At 59.7% G+C, this 477-nt stretch carries 1 protein-coding gene; it reads left to right on the top strand.

Features of this window, described 5'->3' with window-relative positions; genetic code table 11:
• Positions 1 to 477, top strand: a 477-nt coding sequence (locus BP727_RS10820) for a glycosyltransferase family 4 protein (protein WP_286858791.1), incomplete at both ends; no start/stop codon positions are given.

The raw sequence follows: 477 nt of genomic DNA, 5'->3' as shown, positions 1-477 counted from the left end.
GGGCTATGTTCTCTATGCTGGCAGGCTGCTGCACTACAAAGGAATCGAGTCCCTAATCCAGGCCATGAGCGAGGTGCAGAAGAAGGCCGACCTAGAACTGGTCCTTGTAGGGGATGGCTACGACCGAAGCCGCCTGGAGGAGATGGCCAGAAAGCTCAAGATCAGGGCCAGGTTCACCGGCAGGCTGGATCGGTCCCGGTTCATCGATACCCTCTCTCATGCCGAGGTTCTGGTCCTCCCCACCCAAAACCGCCTGGAGGCATTTGGCATCGTCCTTCTCGAGGCCATGGCCTGCGAGACTCCCGTCCTGGCTTTCAAAACTCCTGGGGTGGCTGAGGTGGCAGGAGAGGGGGGAATGATCTATTCCAGCCCCGAGGAGCTGGGCGAGATGATACTCGAGCTGCATGAGAGCCCGAACCTGAGGATGAACCTCGGCCGGAAGGGCAGAATGGCGGTGGAAGAGAAGTACTCCTGGCC

The sequence above is a fragment of the Methanosaeta sp. UBA356 genome (assembly GCF_002496465.1).
Classification (GTDB): domain Archaea; phylum Halobacteriota; class Methanosarcinia; order Methanotrichales; family Methanotrichaceae; genus Methanothrix; species Methanothrix soehngenii.
The sequence above is the reverse complement of the archived record's forward strand: the minus strand, read 5'-3'. Positions and strand labels throughout refer to the sequence as shown.